Origin of the sequence: Rhizobium sp. BK212 (assembly GCF_014197475.1) — a bacterium.
In the GTDB taxonomy this organism is placed as follows: domain Bacteria; phylum Pseudomonadota; class Alphaproteobacteria; order Rhizobiales; family Rhizobiaceae; genus Rhizobium; species Rhizobium anhuiense.
Map to the genome: position 1 here is coordinate 506932 of NZ_JACIFS010000003.1, position 14985 is coordinate 521916.

Here is a 14985-nt window from a genome sequence, read left to right on the forward strand (position 1 = left end):
GGGCCGTCCCGCTCGGGCATGATCAGTTGGCCGGACGAAAAAATGCAAGCGCAGATTTCATAATAAATACAATCCGAAGCGAGCCACATTCGGAACAATATATCATGGATAACGAGTCATCGCCGCACGACCCTCCTCGTGTATTAAATCGAATTGGTTTCAACAAATGGGGATTCATTCCCATCGCCAATTCCCTCGTAAACCGGGAGAAAAACTTATGGCTCAAGCCGTTAGAATAAACGATATTATTCGCTCCTTTGGAATTGATACACATATCGACTACACCGACGGAAAATATTCCGATGTCGGAGAAGTTGTTAAGGCACTCGACTATCTTGGCCTCGATACAGTCCGCGATCACGCCCCCAACTCCGCTTCCGATCCCAACGGCCAAACGCATCTCGGCGACGCGGCCAAGGCCGGCGTGCAATTCGTCTTCAGCGCGCAGCGGGAAGTCGACCCCGCCACCGTGGTCCAGCGGCTGCATGATTTCGCGCAGGCCCATCCCGGATCGGTCGTCGGCATCGAAGGCCCGAACGAAGTCAATAACTGGTCGGTCAGCTATCACGGCCTGAGCGGCCAGGCCGCAGCGGTCGCCTACCAGAAGGATCTGTCTGCCGCCGTCAACGCCGATCCGTTGCTGAAGGACATCCCGGTCTTCAGCTTTACCGGATATACGGTCGCTTCCGCGTCCGACTACACGACGATCCACACCTATGCGAAGGATGGCGACCAGCCATATTCATGGCTTTCCCGAGAATCCGGCGTTCAGCGCGCTGCCGATCCGGGCAAGCCGCTTGCGATCACCGAGACCGGTTACCATACGTCGCTGACCGCCGACACCAATGGCGGCTGGGAAGGCGTTAGCGAAGCGACGCAGGCCAAGCTCCTGCTCAATACGCTGATGGACGGCGCGGCACTCGGATCGAAAAACACGTTCATTTACGAGCTGCTGGACGCCTATTCCGATCCGCAGGGCACCAATCAGGAAAAGCATTTCGGGCTTTTTCATCTCGACTATTCGGCCAAGCCGGCTGCGACGGCTATCCATAATCTGACCGAAATCCTTGCGGATGACGGCGCTCAGAAGGCGAGCTTCAGCGCCGGAGCGCTCAACTATTCGATCGACGGCCTGCCGTCCTCGGCCCGCAGCCTGCTCACGGAAAAATCGGACGGAAGCTACCAGATCATCCTCTGGAACGAGCCCGATATCTGGAACCAGTCCACCGATGCGGCCATTCAGGCTGCAAATACAGCCGTCAAAGTCAATCTCGGCGCCTCGTTCGGCTCCGTGAAGGTCTTCGACCCGCTGACCGGGACGACGGCGATCAAAAGCCTCAGCAACGTCTCGTCCCTGACGGTTAATGTCGTCGATCATCCCGTAATCATCGACATCGAAGGCGGCATCACCAGCACGCCGCCGCCGGCAACCAACCATATCTATGGCGGCACCGGCAACGACATATTCACCGTCAGCAACTCTGCTCAAATCGTCGACGAAAGCCGGGGCGGCGGGACGGATACCGTCATGTCGTCGATCAGCTTCAGCCTCAAGGATACGGCGCATACGATCGGAAACGTCGAGAACCTGACGCTGACCGGCACCGCCAACCTGAACGGCACCGGGAATGGCCTGGCGAATGTTCTCACCGGCAATTCCGGCAACAATATTCTTGACGGAAGCACTGGTGCCGACCGTATGTCGGGCCGCGCCGGCAATGACACCTATATGGTCGACAATGCCGGCGATTTTGCCGATGAAACAGGGGCATCCGGCAAGGACACCATCAAGGCTTCGACTTCCTTCAGTCTGGCCGATCTGAAGCGCACGGCCGGAACGATCGAAAACCTTGCCTTGACCGGAACGGCCAATCTCAGCGCGACGGGCAACAACACGTCCAACGTGCTGACCGGCAACGACGGCAGCAACAGTCTCAATGGCGGCAAGGGGGCCGACCAGATGAGCGGCGGGCTCGGCAACGACAAACTGATCGGCAAAGCCGGCGCAGACATTCTGACCGGCGGCGGAGGGGCCGATTCCTTCGTTTTCGACGTTAAGCCCGACAATGTGAGCATCGACAAGATCCGGGATTTCTCCTCGGCGGCCGGCGACAAGCTGCTGCTCGACCATTCGATTTTCGCCGCACTCAGCCTATCGAGATTTTCGGATGAGAATTTCGTCGTCGGCACCAAAGCACTCGAAGCTGACGATAGACTGATCTACGACCAGACCAGCGGCATTCTATCCTTTGATGCGGATGGAAGTGCCGCGGGTGCGGCAATCCATGTGGCCGATCTCGACAATTCCCCGGCGCTTCAATTCAAGGATTTCATGCTGATCTGACCCGGCCAGGTCCGTCGCTATTCGGCGGCGGGCTGCGGCACCACGTGCGTCTCTAAAGCGCGTCGCGATCTTTCAACGTCGCGCCTCGCGCTTTAGCTCTTGGTTTTTACGCATGTCGTTGCCGCAAAAATCGCTGCACGCTTCTGTGCGACATGCTTAGCCTCCTCTTGCCGGCAGGAAATTCCCGGCCACATTCCTCCGTCAATGCCACTCGCAGCACCGGAGAAGCCTTTGCCCTGGATTGCGTATATGGCCCATTTCATCGCCGCGGCCTTTCTGACCAATGGCATCCCTCATTTCGTCAACGGCGTCAGCGGCCGGCCCTTCCGCACTCCATTCGCAAAGCTCGGTTCGCCGACAGCCAATGTTGTCTGGGGCTGGGTGAATTTCCTCATCGCCTTCCTGCTCTTTGCCAATATCGGGCCGCTTTATATCGGCTCGCCAGGCGATACGATCTTCGTGGCAGTCGGCATGCTCGTCACCGGCATCGTGCTCGCCCGGATTTTCGAGCGCGAGTCCCGATAGTAACTTGCATTATGATAGTCACTAATGTAGTGACATCGCCATGCAGCGAACAAGCTTCAGCGATTTCAAATGCCCGGCGGCACGCGCGCTCGACAGCGTCGGTGACTGGTGGAGCATCTTGATCCTGCGCGACGCCTTTCAAGGACTGTCGCGCTTCGACGAATTCCAGAAGAGCCTCGGCGTGGCGCCGAACATCCTGGCACGGCGGCTGAAACACCTGACGGATCAGGACCTGTTTGAACGGCGGCTCTACCAGCAGCGCCCTGCCCGCTACGAATATCGGCTGACGGAAAAGGGCCGTGATTTCTTTCCCGTCCTGATGACGCTGTTTTCCTGGGGAAGCCGGCACATTCCGGAGGAGGACCTCGCCTTTCTCTTGGGCGATGCCGCTTCCGGCAAAGAGCGCGAGACCGTGCTGGTCGATGCGCGCACCGGCGAACAGGTGACACCCGAAAATACCAGCCTGCTTGCAGGCCCCGCCGCCGATGACGAGGTGCACGCGCGGATCGCCCGCATGCGCGCCTGGTATCTCGGCATCGACGCATAGAAGGAGAACAGAATGGACCGCATCGTTGTCACCGGCATGGGGCTTGTCTCGCCACTCGGCACCGGCGTCGAGCCCGCCTGGAAACGCCTTCTCGACGGCAGTTCGGGGCTGCGGGTATTGGCGGAAGACATCGTCGGCGAGCTCGCGGCCAAGGTCGGCGGTATCGTTCCCGGCATAACCGAGGATGCGCAAGCCGGCTTCGATCCCGACCGATACATCCCGCCCAAGGACCAGAAGAAGATGGACCGCTTCATCCATTTCGCCATGGCGGCGACGGAGGAAGCGGTCAAGCAGGCCGGCTGGATGCCGACCGACGAAGGCGAGCGTGAACGCACCGCGACCATCATCGCGTCGGGCGTCGGCGGCTTTCCGGCGATCGCCGAAGCAGTACGGATCGGCGAGACGCGCGGCGTCCGACGCCTGTCGCCCTTCACCGTGCCCTCCTTCCTCGTCAACCTCGCCGCCGGCCAGGTCAGCATCCGCTACGGCTTCAAGGGGCCGCTCGGCGCTCCGGTGACGGCGTGCGCCGCCAGCGTCCAGGCAATCGGCGATGCGGCGCGGCTGATCCGCTCCGGCGAGGCGGATGTGGCGATTTGCGGTGGCGCCGAGGCCTGTATCGACAAGGTGAGCCTCGGCGGCTTTGCCGCCGCACGCGCCCTTTCCACCGGCTTCAACGAAACGCCGGAGCTGGCGTCGCGGCCCTTCGACACGGCGCGCGACGGTTTCATCATGGGCGAAGGCGCCGGCATTCTGGTCATCGAAACGTTGGAGCACGCACTTGCCCGCGGCGCCACACCGCTCGCCGAACTCGTCGGCTACGGCACGGCGGCGGACGCCTACCATATGACCTCAGGCCCTGAAGACGGCGACGGTGCGCGGCGGGCGATGGAGGCGGCGCTCCGCCAAGCGAAGATTTCCGCTTCCGACGTCAAACACCTGAACGCGCATGCGACCTCGACACCCGTCGGTGACAGGGGCGAGATCGCCGCGATCGGCACGGTCTTCGGCCGCAATGGCGGCATTGCCGTCAGCGCGACGAAATCGGCGACCGGCCACCTGCTCGGGGCTGCCGGCGGGCTGGAGGCGATCTTCACCATCCTGGCGCTGCGCGACCAGATCGCGCCGCCGACCCGCAACCTGGATGAGGCTGATTCGGCCGCCGACGGCATCGATATCGTCGGCAAGACGGCGCGGCCGCTCACCATGGACTATGCGATCACCAATGGTTTCGGCTTCGGTGGAGTGAACGCCAGCGCCCTCTTCCGGCGCTGGTCGTAAAGTCTGTTTTGCTTGCGGTAGGCCGGTTCAGTTTTCATGGAAGCACAGAACCGCTCTCATTTTTTGTTTTACGCAATTCCGGACGCAAACCGCTGCGCACTTTTGCTGGCATTGCTTTGGAAATCGCCTACACTTCTGCTCTATCGGGGATTATTCTCCGATAGAGCTGGAGATCAACCCATGCGCGCCTTCTTCGCAGTTCTTATTCTGTGTGCCGCGTCCCTCCTCTCCATCGTCTCGGCCCGCGCCGAAGACCCGATCGACACGACGCGGACGATGATCGAGGAACAGATCAAGGCCTTCCTCAAGGACGATGCCGAGACCGCCTATTCCTTCGCCGCTCCCGGCATCCGGGCGATGTATCCCGACAAGAATCTGTTCTTCGCCATGGTGAAGAAGAGCTACGAGCCGGTCTATCATCCCGGCAACTACGCCTTCGGCCGCAGCCGCTCGATCGACAACGGCGCGCTGATCTATCACGAAGTGCTGATTTCAGGCCGCGATGGCAAAGACTGGACGGCGATCTACCAGATCACCCGCCAGCCGGATGGCAGCTACCGGATCAACGGCGTGCAGATCATCCCAGATGCGGACAGCAAGGGTATTTGATCCCGATCGATCCAACCTCGTTGGATTGGATCAAACAGGTTCGATCGGGATCAAACAGGTTCGATCGGGATCAAACAGGTTTGATCGGGATCACACGGGCTGGAGATCGCCTCTTGCCCATTCCTCCTGCGTTTCCGCCATGAAATCGGCGAAGCGGCCTTCGGCGATCGCCTTGCGGATGCCCTGCATCAGTTCCTGGTAATAGGCGAGATTGTTCCAGGAGAGCAGCATGCCGCCGAGCGCCTCGTTGGAGCGGACGAGATGGTGCAGATAGGCACGCGAATAATCGCGTGAGGCCGGACAATTCGACTGTTCGTCGAGCGGGCGCATATCCTCGGCATGGCGGGCATTGCGGATGTTGACCTTGCCGCGGCGGGTAAAGGCCAGGCCATGGCGGCCGGAGCGAGTGGGCATGACGCAGTCGAACATGTCGATGCCGCGCGCAACCGATTTCAGAATATCATCCGGCGTGCCGACACCCATGAGGTAACGCGGCTTTTCCAGAGGAAGGACCGGCAGCGTCGTTTCCAGCATCTGCAGCATGACATCCTGCGGCTCGCCGACAGCGAGGCCGCCGATGGCATAGCCCTTGAGGTCGAGTTGGCTCAATGCCTCGGCCGAACGGATACGCAGCGCCGGGATGTCGCCGCCCTGAACGATGCCGAACATCGCCTTGCCGGGCTGCTCGCCGAAGGCCACCCGGCAGCGTTCGGCCCAGCGCAGCGACATTTCCATGGCGCGCTCAATCTCTTTCGCCTCGGCCGGCAGTGCCACGCATTCGTCGAGCTGCATCTGGATATCGGAGCCGAGCAGCCCCTGGATTTCTATGGAGCGCTCCGGCGACATGTGATGCAGGCTGCCGTCGACATGCGATTTGAAGGTGACGCCCTGCTCGTCGAGTTTACGCAGGCCGGACAGCGACATGACCTGGAACCCACCGGAGTCGGTCAGGATCGGATGTTCCCAACGGATGAGCTTATGCAGGCCGCCAAGGCGGGCGACGCGCTCGGCCGTCGGGCGCAGCATCAGGTGATAGGTATTGCCGAGGATGATGTCGGCGCCGGTCTCGCGCACCTGGTCGAGATACATGGCTTTGACCGTGCCGACGGTGCCAACCGGCATGAAGGCCGGCGTGCGGATATCGCCGCGCGGCATGGAGATCTTGCCGAGGCGGGCGCCGGCATCGGTCTTGTCAAGCGTGAATTGGAAGCGGTCGGTCATCTAATCTTTCCGGAAGAGAAGGCTGGCATCGCCATATGAATAGAAGCGGTAGCCCGTCTGGATGGCGTGGTCATAGGCGGCGCGCATAGTGTCGAGGCCTGAAAAGGCCGAGACCAGCATGAAGAGCGTCGAGCGCGGCAGGTGGAAATTGGTCATCAGCATGTCGACGGCCTTGAAGCGGTAACCCGGCGTGATGAAAATGCCGGTGGCGCCGCTCCAGGCGCGAATTTCGCCACTGTCTTGTGTTGCGCTCTCGATCAGCCGCAGTGAGGTGGTGCCGACGCAAATGATGCGTCCCCCTCTTTGCTTGACGGCATTCAGCCGGGCGGCGGTTTCGGTGCCGACATAACCGCTTTCGAGATGCATTTTGTGATCGGCGGTATCGTCTGCCTTGACGGGCAGGAAGGTGCCGGCACCGACATGCAGCGTCACGAAATGGCGTTCGACACCGGCCTTGTCGAGCGCCTCGAACAAAGCGGGTGTAAAATGCAGGCCGGCCGTGGGGGCTGCAACAGCGCCCTCCTCCCGTGCATAGATGGTCTGATAGTCGGCGCGGTCGCGTTCATCCTCCGGCCGCTTGGCGGCAATATAGGGCGGCAGAGGAATGTGACCGACGCTGGCAATCGCTTCGTCCAGTGCGGGGCCGGAGAGATCGAAGGCCAGTGTCACTTCGCCGGCCTCGCCCTTTTCTTCCACCGTCGCGTCAAGCGAGCCGATCATGCAGCTTTCGCCGGAATGGCCGAAGGCGATGCGGTCGCCCTCCTTGATACGCTTGCCGGGCTTGGCGAAGGCCTTCCATTTGTTGGCGCCGATACGCATGTGCAGCGTCGCCGACACCTGCTGGCCGCCCGCACCCTCTCGATGGCGAATGCCCTCGAGCTGGGCCGGAATAACCTTGGTGTCGTTGAAGACGAGCGCGTCACCGGGCCGCAGAAAAGACGGCAGATCGCCGACGCGATAATCCCGGATGTTCTCCACATTCGGATCGACGACGAGCAGCCGCGCGCTGTCGCGCGGCTCGGCGGGCCGCAACGCGATGCGTTCATCAGGCAGGTCGAAATCGAAAAGGTCTACGCGCATCAGGGCACTTTCAGGCAAAGCGAAACCCGCCCCGCGCTTTCGCGCAAGGGCGGGTTTCAGCAGAAATCACAATCAGACGTCGGCGGCAACCCGCATGGAGACGATCGAGTCCGGATCGGAAACCGGCTCGCCGCGCTTGATCTTGTCGACGTTGTCCATGCCTTCGATGACCTGGCCCCAGACGGAATACTGCTTGTTCAGCCACGGCGCGTCGGTAAAGCAGATGAAGAACTGAGAGTTGGCCGAGTTCGGGTTCTGCGAACGGGCCATCGAGCATGTGCCGCGCGTATGGGTGGTTGCCGAGAATTCAGCCTTCAGGTCCGGCTTGGAGGAGCCGCCCATGCCGGCGCGGCTGGGATTGAAGGTTTCCGAGCCCTTCTTGCCGAATTCGACATCGCCCGTCTGGGCCATGAAATCCTGGATGACGCGGTGGAAGACGACGCCGTCATAGGCCTTCTCGCGGGCGAGTTCCTTGATGCGGGCGACATGCTCCGGGGCGACCTGCGGCAAAAGCTGAATGACAACCTTGCCCTTGGTGGTTTCCAGAATGATGGTGTTTTCGGGATCCTTGATCTCGGCCATTGCCTTCTCCTCTTGTTTCTCTCGTAACTTACTTCTTGCCCAGGGTGACCTTGATCATCCTGTCGGGACTTTTGACTTCGCCGTTCTGGCCTTCGCCGCGCTTGATCTTGTCGACATTTTCCATGCCGGAAACGACCTTGCCGACGACGGTGTACTGGCCGTTCAGGAAGGAACCGTCGGCGAACATGATGAAGAACTGCGAATTGGCGGAATTCGGATCCTGCGAACGGGCCATGCCGACCGTGCCGCGCACGAACGGGGTCTTGGAGAATTCAGCCGGAATGTCAGGCAGATCGGAAGAGCCGGTGCCGGCGAGGCTCGCATCGAAGCCCTTTTCCATATTGCCGTACTTGACGTCGCCGGTCTGAGCCATGAAACCGTCGATCACGCGGTGGAATGCGACGTTGTCGTATTCGCCCTTCTTTGCCAGTGCTTCGATCTGGGCGACATGCTTCGGCGCCACCTCAGGCATCAACTGAATGACGACGGGGCCGTTCTTCAGCTGGATGGTGAGATAGTGATCGGCCGACTGGGCGAAGGCATCTCCGGCGAAGGAGGCGAGATACAGCACGCCGGCAAATGCGAGATAAAAGAGTTTCATATGAGCTCCATTGCGGCGGGTTCCGCCTGGTCTTTGCGCTTGCTAGTCTTTGTTCTTACTAGTTTGGGCGCTTGGATGTGAGGGCTTGCAAGACGGCGGCCGGCACGAAAGCGCTGACATCGCCGCCCATGGCGGCGATCTGGCGGACCAATGTGGCGGTTATGGGCCGCGAGGCCGTGCCCGCCGGCAAAAAGATGGTCTGGATATCGGGCGCCATCGTCCGGTTCATTCCGGCCATCTGCATTTCGTAATCAAGGTCGGTGCCGTCGCGAAGACCGCGGATCAACAATGTTGCTCCATGGGTGCGGGCGGCATCGACGACCAGATTGTCGAAGGCGACGACGGTGATGTCACCGGTCTTGCCGGGCAGCGCTTCAGCCAGCGAACGGCGGATCAGCTCAGCTCTCTCTTCGAAGGAGAAGAGCGGCGCCTTGCCGGGATGGATGCCGATCGCGACGATCACCTTTTCGGCGACGTTCAGCGCCTGGACCAGAACATCCACATGCCCATTGGTGATCGGGTCGAAAGACCCGGGATAGAAAGCTGTCGTCATGTGACCAGACCGTTGATTTGACGCCTTTTGTCACGGATGCCGCTCTGCCGCAAGTGATTTGGGCAGGTCCGGCGAGAGTGCCGCACGTCCATCCGGACACGCCAAGGACGTTCTATCATTTTGAATTGGCAGGCGGTTGAACGGCGGATGAATGGTCCGTTCAAGGCCGTTTCAGACAGGATCTGCTTTACTCGGATCATCAAATGCAGCCGATGCCATTCCGGCATCCGGCGTTCCCTGAAAGACCAAGTCCATGCTGATCGTGCTTGTTGCACTTGCCGTCGTTTCCTCCCTCGCCGCCGAGATGGCCTATGGCTATTTCGCCGATCGATATGAGGTGAGCTGGGTGCGGCCGGAGCTTGCCGAACATGCGGCGATCGTGCGCGCCCAGGGCCGGCTGCGCGAAAACGGGCTTCGAATCTGAACGCCAGATGAACGAGACATTCAAGGAGGCTTCAGATCGCCATTGGTAAACACCCCCTCAACATCCGCGGAACCATTTTCAAACGGATGCGTTCATTCAACCGACCCCATAGATGCGATCAGCGCGGCAGGAAGGACTAAAGATGCCCGGTAAGATTACGATGATTAACCTGCTCTGGATGGTAATGGTCACGGGCATGCTGACCGCAACCGTCGCTCTCTATGATCAGAAGGTCGATACGTCCAAGGTTTATGGTCCCTATGCTTCGGCCCGGACGGCCGTGCTAGGCCAGTACTGAGGGGCGAGAACGCAACTCCCCAGGAAAGGAATGCCTATGTTCACGATCTTGACAGTGCTCACCGCCCTCATCAGCGTGATGTTCATCGTGTCCGTGGCCTCGACGATCTCAGCGCTTCGGCGTGAAGGCGAAGAGGTGAAAGCTCTGAACGAAAAACATAGAGCATTCTGACATTCCTTTCTGACCACCCACTTCCCACCCTCGAGCGGCACCCTTCCGTCGCCAGGGCCATTCAAAGCCGGATGCACCCAGCATCCGGCTTTTTCTTTCGGTATGATCTGAACCATCCCCGAACTTGAAAAAGAAATGGGCGCTTGAAAAGAAAAGGGCGGCTCGAAGCCGCCCCCTTCATGTGATCATTCCGCGGCAGGCCCGGCCGGATCGCCATCGGCAACCGGGCCTTGATCGGTGGCGCTTTCATCGGTCGCAGGGGCGCCTTCGGCGACCTCGACAGCCTCCTCCGTCTCGTCTTCCTCCGGCTCGCTGATGCGCTCGACCGAAACAACCTTCTCGTCCTTGGCGGTGGAGAAGATGGTGACGCCCTTGGTGGCGCGGCTGGCGATGCGGATGCCGCCGACCGGCACGCGGATCAGTTGGCCACGATCGGAGACCAGCATGATCTGGTCGCCGTCATCAACAGGGAAGGCCGCGACCTGTTCGCCGATCTCGCCGGTTTTCGACGTATCGGTGGCGCGGATGCCCTTGCCGCCGCGGCCGGAGATGCGGAAATCATAGGAGGACGAACGCTTGCCGAAGCCTTTTTCCGAGACCGTCAACACGAACTGCTCGCGTGCCTTCAGCTCTTCATAACGCTCGTCGGAAAGCTGCCCCTCTTCGGTGACTTCTTCGCCAACCAGCGCAATATCCTCTTCATCCACGCCCGTCGCCCGACGCTCGGTGGCGGAACGCTTGAGATAGGCAGCACGCTCCCACGGCTCGGCATCGACATGACCGACGATCGTCATCGAGATGATGCGGTCGCCATCGCCGAGATTGATGCCGCGCACACCTATCGAGTTGCGGCCGGCAAAGACGCGGACGTCGTCGACGGAGAAGCGGATGCACTGACCGAGCGCCGTCGTCAGCAGCACGTCATCCTGATCCGTGCAGGTCTCGACGGAGAGGATTTCGTCGCCCTCCTCCTCGAGCTTCATGGCGATCTTGCCGTTGCGGTTGACCTGGACGAAGTCCGACAGCTTGTTGCGGCGAACCGTGCCGCGCGTCGTCGAGAACATGACGTCGAGATTGTCCCAGCTCGTCTCGTCCTCGGGCAGGGGCAGGATGGTGGTGATGCGCTCGCCGGGTGCGAGCGGCAGCATGTTGATGAGGGCCTTGCCGCGCGAGGTCGGCGTGCCGATCGGCAGGCGCCAGACCTTTTCCTTGTAGACGATGCCCCGCGAAGAGAAGAACAGGACCGGCGTATGGGTATTGACTACGAATAGCCGGCTAACGAAATCCTCGTCGCGGGTGGTCATGCCGGAGCGGCCCTTGCCGCCGCGGCGCTGGGCGCGGTAGGTGGTCAGCGGCACGCGCTTGATGTAACCGAGATGCGAGACGGTGACGACCATGTCTTCGCGGGCGATCAGATCCTCGTCGTCCATTTCGAGGCCGCCATCGACGATCTCGGTGCGGCGCGGCGTGCCGAACTCGTCGCGGACGGCGGTGAGTTCATCCTTGACGATGGTCTGGATGCGGACGCGCGAAGAAAGAATATCGAGGTAATCCTTGATTTCGTCGCCAATCTTGTTGAGTTCGTCGCCGATTTCGTCGCGGCCGAGGGCCGTCAGGCGGGCAAGGCGCAGCTCGAGGATGGCGCGGGCCTGTTCCTCGGAGAGATTGTAGGTCAGGTCGTCATTAATGCGATGGCGCGGATCGTCGATCAGACGGATCAGGCTTTCGACATCTGCCGCCGGCCAGCGGCGGGTCATCAGCTCTTCGCGGGCCGACTGCGGATCGGGCGCCTGGCGGATAACGCGGATGACCTCGTCGATATTGGCGACGGCAATGGCGAGACCGACCAACACATGGGCGCGGTCACGCGCCTTGCGCAGCAGGAATTTCGTTCTCCGGCTAACGACTTCTTCGCGGAAGGAGACGAAGGCGCGCAGCATGTCGAGCAGGGTCAGCTGCTCGGGTTTGCCGCCGTTCAGCGCCACCATGTTGCAGCCGAAGGACGTCTGCAGCGGCGTGTAGCGATAGAGCTGATTGAGGATGACCTCGGCATTGGCGTCGCGCTTCAGCTCGACGACGACGCGATAACCCTGGCGGTCGGATTCGTCGCGCAGATCGGAGATGCCTTCGATGCGCTTGTCGCGCACCAGCTCGGCCATCTTCTCGATCATCGTCGCCTTGTTCACCTGATAGGGAATCTCGGTGATGATGATCTGCTCGCGGTCGCCGCGCATCGGCTCGATGGCGGCGACGCCGCGCATGATGACGGAGCCGCGGCCGGTCTCGTAAGCCGAGCGGATGCCGGCACGGCCGAGGATCTTCGCACCCGTCGGGAAGTCGGGGCCGGGAATGATCTGCATCAGTTCCGGCAGCTCGATTGCCGGGTCGTCGATCAGCGCGATGCAGCCGTCGATGACTTCAGAGAGATTGTGCGGCGGGATGTTGGTCGCCATGCCGACGGCGATGCCACCGGCGCCGTTAACGAGCAGGTTCGGAAACTTGGCGGGCACCACGACCGGCTCGGAGAGCGTGCCGTCGTAGTTGTCGCGGAAGTCGACGGTTTCCTTGTCGAGATCGTCAAGCAGCGAATGGGCAGCCTTTTCGAGGCGGCATTCGGTGTAACGTTCAGCCGCCGGCGGATCGCCATCGACCGAGCCGAAATTGCCCTGCCCGTCGATCAGCGGCAGACGCAGCGACCAGGGCTGCGCCATGCGGGCGAGCGCATCATAGATCGCAGTATTGCCGTGCGGATGGTATTTACCCATCACGTCACCGGTGACGCGGGCGCATTTGACGTATTTCTTGTTCCAGTCGATGCCGAGCTCGGACATGCCGTAGAGGATGCGCCGGTGCACGGGCTTCAGGCCGTCGCGCACGTCGGGCAGCGCGCGGCTGACGATGACGCTCATGGCGTAATCGAGATACGACCGCTGCATTTCCTCCATGATGGAGATGGGCTCGATGCCTGGCGGGAGCTTCCCGCCGCCGGGGGGTGTTTGCTCAGTCAAAACAGATCACGATCTCTTCTAGAATCACTTGAAGATTTATAGCGGAAAGCCTGTTCCCACGCCAATTTTCACAGCGCGTTTTGAACAGGCTTTTGCGGCTTAAAGAGGGTAAAACATATAAGTTGCGCGGCCGGACCGGACAAATCCGCCCCCGGCCGCCGCGGGAAATTTGCCAAATCGGAATCCCCGCTTCACAATCACAAAAACCAAGTGACTATATGGGGTTCCGGAGAGACGATGGCAAGCGCCGACCAATTGATCAACGCCTTCACGACGCTGCTCGTCACCATCGATCCGCCCGGTCTCGCACCGATCTTTCTGGGCCTGACGACAGGCATGAGCCGCAGTGAGCGTACACAGGTGGCGTTGCGTGGCTCGACCATCGCCTTCATCATTCTCGCGGTCTTCGCGCTGTTTGGCGCCGGCGTGCTCAGCGTGCTGGGGATTTCGATCGGCGCCTTCCGCATCGCCGGCGGACTGCTGCTCTTCTGGATCGCCTTCGAGATGGTGTTCGAGAAGCGCCAGGACCGCAAGGAAAAGGCCACCGAGGTGGCAATCACCAAGGATCATATCGAAAATATCGCCGTCTTTCCCCTCGCCTTGCCGCTGATTGCCGGCCCCGGCGCGATCTCGGCGACGATCCTGCTTGCTGGAACGCTCGCCACCTCCGTCGGAAAAGCGCAACTGATCGGCGTTCTTGCCGGCAATCTGCTGCTGACCTTCCTCATGCTGCTCGTCGCCGAACGGCTGGACCGTTTCCTCGGCGTCACCGGCCGGGCGATCCTGACACGGCTTCTCGGCGTCATCCTCGCCGCCCTAGCCGCCCAATTCGTCGTCGATGGCGCCAAATCGGCGCTCAATCTGATCAGCGCGACGCCGCACTGAGGGCGGGAGATCAAAGAAAAAGAGCATGACGCCGTCAAAGGCATCATGCTCTCAGGTCTTTCACCAGCCCAGGAAGGCTCGCGATCAGAACGGGATGTCGTCGTCGAGATCCCGCGAGAAATTGCCGCCGCCAGCGCCGCCACGGCTCGGGGATGAAGAGGGAGCCGGCGCGCCGTAGTCGTCGCCATAATCGTTGCCGCCGCTGCTGCCGCGGCCGCCGCCGAAACCGGAGCTGGCACCGCCGCCTTCACCGCGGCCATCGAGCATCGTCAGCGTCGAATTGAAGCCCTGCAGCACCACTTCGGTGCTGTAGCGGTCCTGGCCCTGCTGGTCCTGCCACTTGCGGGTCTGCAGCTGGCCTTCGATATAGAGCTTGGCGCCCTTCTTCACATATTGCTCGACAACCTTGCAGAGGCCTTCGTTGAAGACGACGACAGTGTGCCATTCGGTCTTTTCACGGCGCTCGCCGGAATTGCGGTCGCGCCAGGTTTCCGAGGTCGCGATACGAAGATTGGCGATCGGCCGGCCATCCTGAGTGCGGCGGATTTCGGGGTCTGCACCCACGTTTCCAACCAGAATTACCTTATTCACGCTACCAGCCATACTTCTCACCCTGCCTGCCGCCCTGCCCGGCGGCGTTTAATCGATCGGCGCACCTTAAACCATCACGGACCGCCGATGCGCATGGGCGGCATTTAATCCACATGTTTATCCATCAGAAAGCCGCATGCATTCATCAGGAATTTTGTTCTTTATTTGTTCTAGTTTATCCGTATGATCCTGTCAACAGAATCGAAAACCTTGACCCTTCCCGGATATTCAGCCTCGACTCGCCCGCCGGCATCACTAAATAAGGGCT

At 60.8% G+C, this 14985-nt stretch carries 16 protein-coding genes; 9 read left to right on the forward strand and 7 right to left on the reverse strand.

Annotation, left to right across the window (positions count from 1 at the left end; all coding sequences use genetic code 11):
• Positions 1–217: 217 nt before the first annotated feature.
• The 5 genes from FHT79_RS12405 (at position 218) to FHT79_RS12425 (ending at position 5303) form a co-directional block, all read left to right on the forward strand.
• The gene (locus FHT79_RS12405) at positions 218–2344 is read left to right on the forward strand and encodes a calcium-binding protein (RefSeq protein ID WP_097594509.1); all 2127 of its coding nucleotides are present in this window, start codon (positions 218–220) and stop codon (positions 2342–2344) included.
• A 231-nt stretch (positions 2345–2575) separates the two neighbouring features.
• Positions 2576–2869: a hypothetical protein gene (locus FHT79_RS12410; RefSeq protein WP_183903429.1), complete on the forward strand. Its 294-nt coding sequence runs from the start codon at positions 2576–2578 to the stop codon at positions 2867–2869.
• A gap of 40 nt (positions 2870–2909) precedes the next feature.
• Positions 2910–3416, forward strand: a complete 507-nt coding sequence (locus tag FHT79_RS12415) for a helix-turn-helix domain-containing protein (RefSeq protein ID WP_047615147.1) — start codon at positions 2910–2912, stop codon at positions 3414–3416.
• 12 nt (positions 3417–3428) lie between these two features.
• Positions 3429–4694 carry a beta-ketoacyl-ACP synthase II gene (fabF, locus tag FHT79_RS12420; protein ID WP_097594510.1) on the forward strand — a complete coding sequence of 422 codons (1266 nt, stop codon included), beginning with the start codon at positions 3429–3431 and terminating at the stop codon, positions 4692–4694.
• Positions 4695–4874: 180 nt separating this feature from the next.
• The gene (locus FHT79_RS12425) at positions 4875–5303 is read left to right on the forward strand and encodes a DUF4864 domain-containing protein (RefSeq protein WP_047615141.1); all 429 of its coding nucleotides are present in this window, start codon (positions 4875–4877) and stop codon (positions 5301–5303) included.
• 90 nt (positions 5304–5393) lie between these two features.
• On the opposite strand, the gene tgt is transcribed toward FHT79_RS12425, so the two are convergent.
• The 5 genes from tgt to coaD all read right to left on the reverse strand — a co-directional run bounded on the left by tgt (position 5394) and on the right by coaD (position 9340).
• On the reverse strand, positions 5394–6524 hold the full coding sequence (gene tgt / locus FHT79_RS12430; protein ID WP_097594511.1) for a tRNA guanosine(34) transglycosylase Tgt: 1131 nt from the start codon (positions 6522–6524) through the stop codon (positions 5394–5396).
• Positions 6525–7604 (reverse strand): tRNA preQ1(34) S-adenosylmethionine ribosyltransferase-isomerase QueA, encoded by a 1080-nt coding sequence (gene queA / locus FHT79_RS12435; protein WP_097594512.1) that lies wholly within the window; start codon positions 7602–7604, stop codon positions 6525–6527.
• A 72-nt stretch (positions 7605–7676) separates the two neighbouring features.
• Positions 7677–8186 (reverse strand): peptidylprolyl isomerase, encoded by a 510-nt coding sequence (locus tag FHT79_RS12440; protein ID WP_028756879.1) that lies wholly within the window; start codon positions 8184–8186, stop codon positions 7677–7679.
• A gap of 28 nt (positions 8187–8214) precedes the next feature.
• A complete protein-coding gene (locus FHT79_RS12445; RefSeq protein ID WP_028756878.1) occupies positions 8215–8787 on the reverse strand; it encodes a peptidylprolyl isomerase in 573 nt (190 codons plus the stop codon).
• Between the two features lie 58 nt (positions 8788–8845).
• Positions 8846–9340, reverse strand: coding sequence for a pantetheine-phosphate adenylyltransferase (gene coaD, locus FHT79_RS12450; protein ID WP_003539657.1), 495 nt, complete (start codon positions 9338–9340; stop codon positions 8846–8848).
• A 253-nt stretch (positions 9341–9593) separates the two neighbouring features.
• Between coaD and FHT79_RS32120 the strand changes: the two genes are divergently transcribed.
• From FHT79_RS32120 to FHT79_RS32390, 3 genes are all read left to right on the forward strand, one after another.
• Positions 9594–9764: a hypothetical protein gene (locus FHT79_RS32120; RefSeq protein ID WP_244604870.1), complete on the forward strand. Its 171-nt coding sequence runs from the start codon at positions 9594–9596 to the stop codon at positions 9762–9764.
• 142 nt (positions 9765–9906) lie between these two features.
• On the forward strand, positions 9907–10062 hold the full coding sequence (locus tag FHT79_RS12460; RefSeq protein WP_164735989.1) for a hypothetical protein: 156 nt from the start codon (positions 9907–9909) through the stop codon (positions 10060–10062).
• A gap of 36 nt (positions 10063–10098) precedes the next feature.
• The gene (locus tag FHT79_RS32390; protein ID WP_018445350.1) at positions 10099–10233 is read left to right on the forward strand and encodes a hypothetical protein; all 135 of its coding nucleotides are present in this window, start codon (positions 10099–10101) and stop codon (positions 10231–10233) included.
• A gap of 185 nt (positions 10234–10418) precedes the next feature.
• Here the strand turns inward: FHT79_RS32390 and gyrA are convergent, their stop codons facing one another.
• A complete protein-coding gene (gyrA, locus tag FHT79_RS12465; protein WP_097594513.1) occupies positions 10419–13241 on the reverse strand; it encodes a DNA gyrase subunit A in 2823 nt (940 codons plus the stop codon).
• A 237-nt stretch (positions 13242–13478) separates the two neighbouring features.
• On the opposite strand from gyrA, the gene FHT79_RS12470 reads away from it, so the two are divergent.
• Entirely contained in the window at positions 13479–14126 is a 648-nt protein-coding gene (locus FHT79_RS12470; protein ID WP_018445353.1) for a MarC family protein, read from the forward strand.
• A gap of 84 nt (positions 14127–14210) precedes the next feature.
• On the opposite strand, the gene FHT79_RS12475 is transcribed toward FHT79_RS12470, so the two are convergent.
• A complete protein-coding gene (locus FHT79_RS12475; RefSeq protein WP_025554957.1) occupies positions 14211–14729 on the reverse strand; it encodes a single-stranded DNA-binding protein in 519 nt (172 codons plus the stop codon).
• Positions 14730–14985 lie beyond the last annotated feature (256 nt).

Coding starts and splice junctions, on each gene's coding strand:
- tgt (WP_097594511.1), bottom strand. CDS start 6,524: ATGACCGACCGCTTCCAATTCACGCTTGACAAGACCGATGCCGGCGCC.
- FHT79_RS12460 (WP_164735989.1), top strand. CDS start 9,907: ATGCCCGGTAAGATTACGATGATTAACCTGCTCTGGATGGTAATGGTC.
- FHT79_RS12470 (WP_018445353.1), top strand. CDS start 13,479: ATGGCAAGCGCCGACCAATTGATCAACGCCTTCACGACGCTGCTCGTC.
- FHT79_RS12415 (WP_047615147.1), top strand. CDS start 2,910: ATGCAGCGAACAAGCTTCAGCGATTTCAAATGCCCGGCGGCACGCGCG.
- FHT79_RS12405 (WP_097594509.1), top strand. CDS start 218: ATGGCTCAAGCCGTTAGAATAAACGATATTATTCGCTCCTTTGGAATT.
- FHT79_RS32120 (WP_244604870.1), top strand. CDS start 9,594: ATGCTGATCGTGCTTGTTGCACTTGCCGTCGTTTCCTCCCTCGCCGCC.
- coaD (WP_003539657.1), bottom strand. CDS start 9,340: ATGACGACAGCTTTCTATCCCGGGTCTTTCGACCCGATCACCAATGGG.
- fabF (WP_097594510.1), top strand. CDS start 3,429: ATGGACCGCATCGTTGTCACCGGCATGGGGCTTGTCTCGCCACTCGGC.
- FHT79_RS12445 (WP_028756878.1), bottom strand. CDS start 8,787: ATGAAACTCTTTTATCTCGCATTTGCCGGCGTGCTGTATCTCGCCTCC.
- FHT79_RS12440 (WP_028756879.1), bottom strand. CDS start 8,186: ATGGCCGAGATCAAGGATCCCGAAAACACCATCATTCTGGAAACCACC.
- FHT79_RS12425 (WP_047615141.1), top strand. CDS start 4,875: ATGCGCGCCTTCTTCGCAGTTCTTATTCTGTGTGCCGCGTCCCTCCTC.
- FHT79_RS32390 (WP_018445350.1), top strand. CDS start 10,099: ATGTTCACGATCTTGACAGTGCTCACCGCCCTCATCAGCGTGATGTTC.
- queA (WP_097594512.1), bottom strand. CDS start 7,604: ATGCGCGTAGACCTTTTCGATTTCGACCTGCCTGATGAACGCATCGCG.
- FHT79_RS12475 (WP_025554957.1), bottom strand. CDS start 14,729: ATGGCTGGTAGCGTGAATAAGGTAATTCTGGTTGGAAACGTGGGTGCA.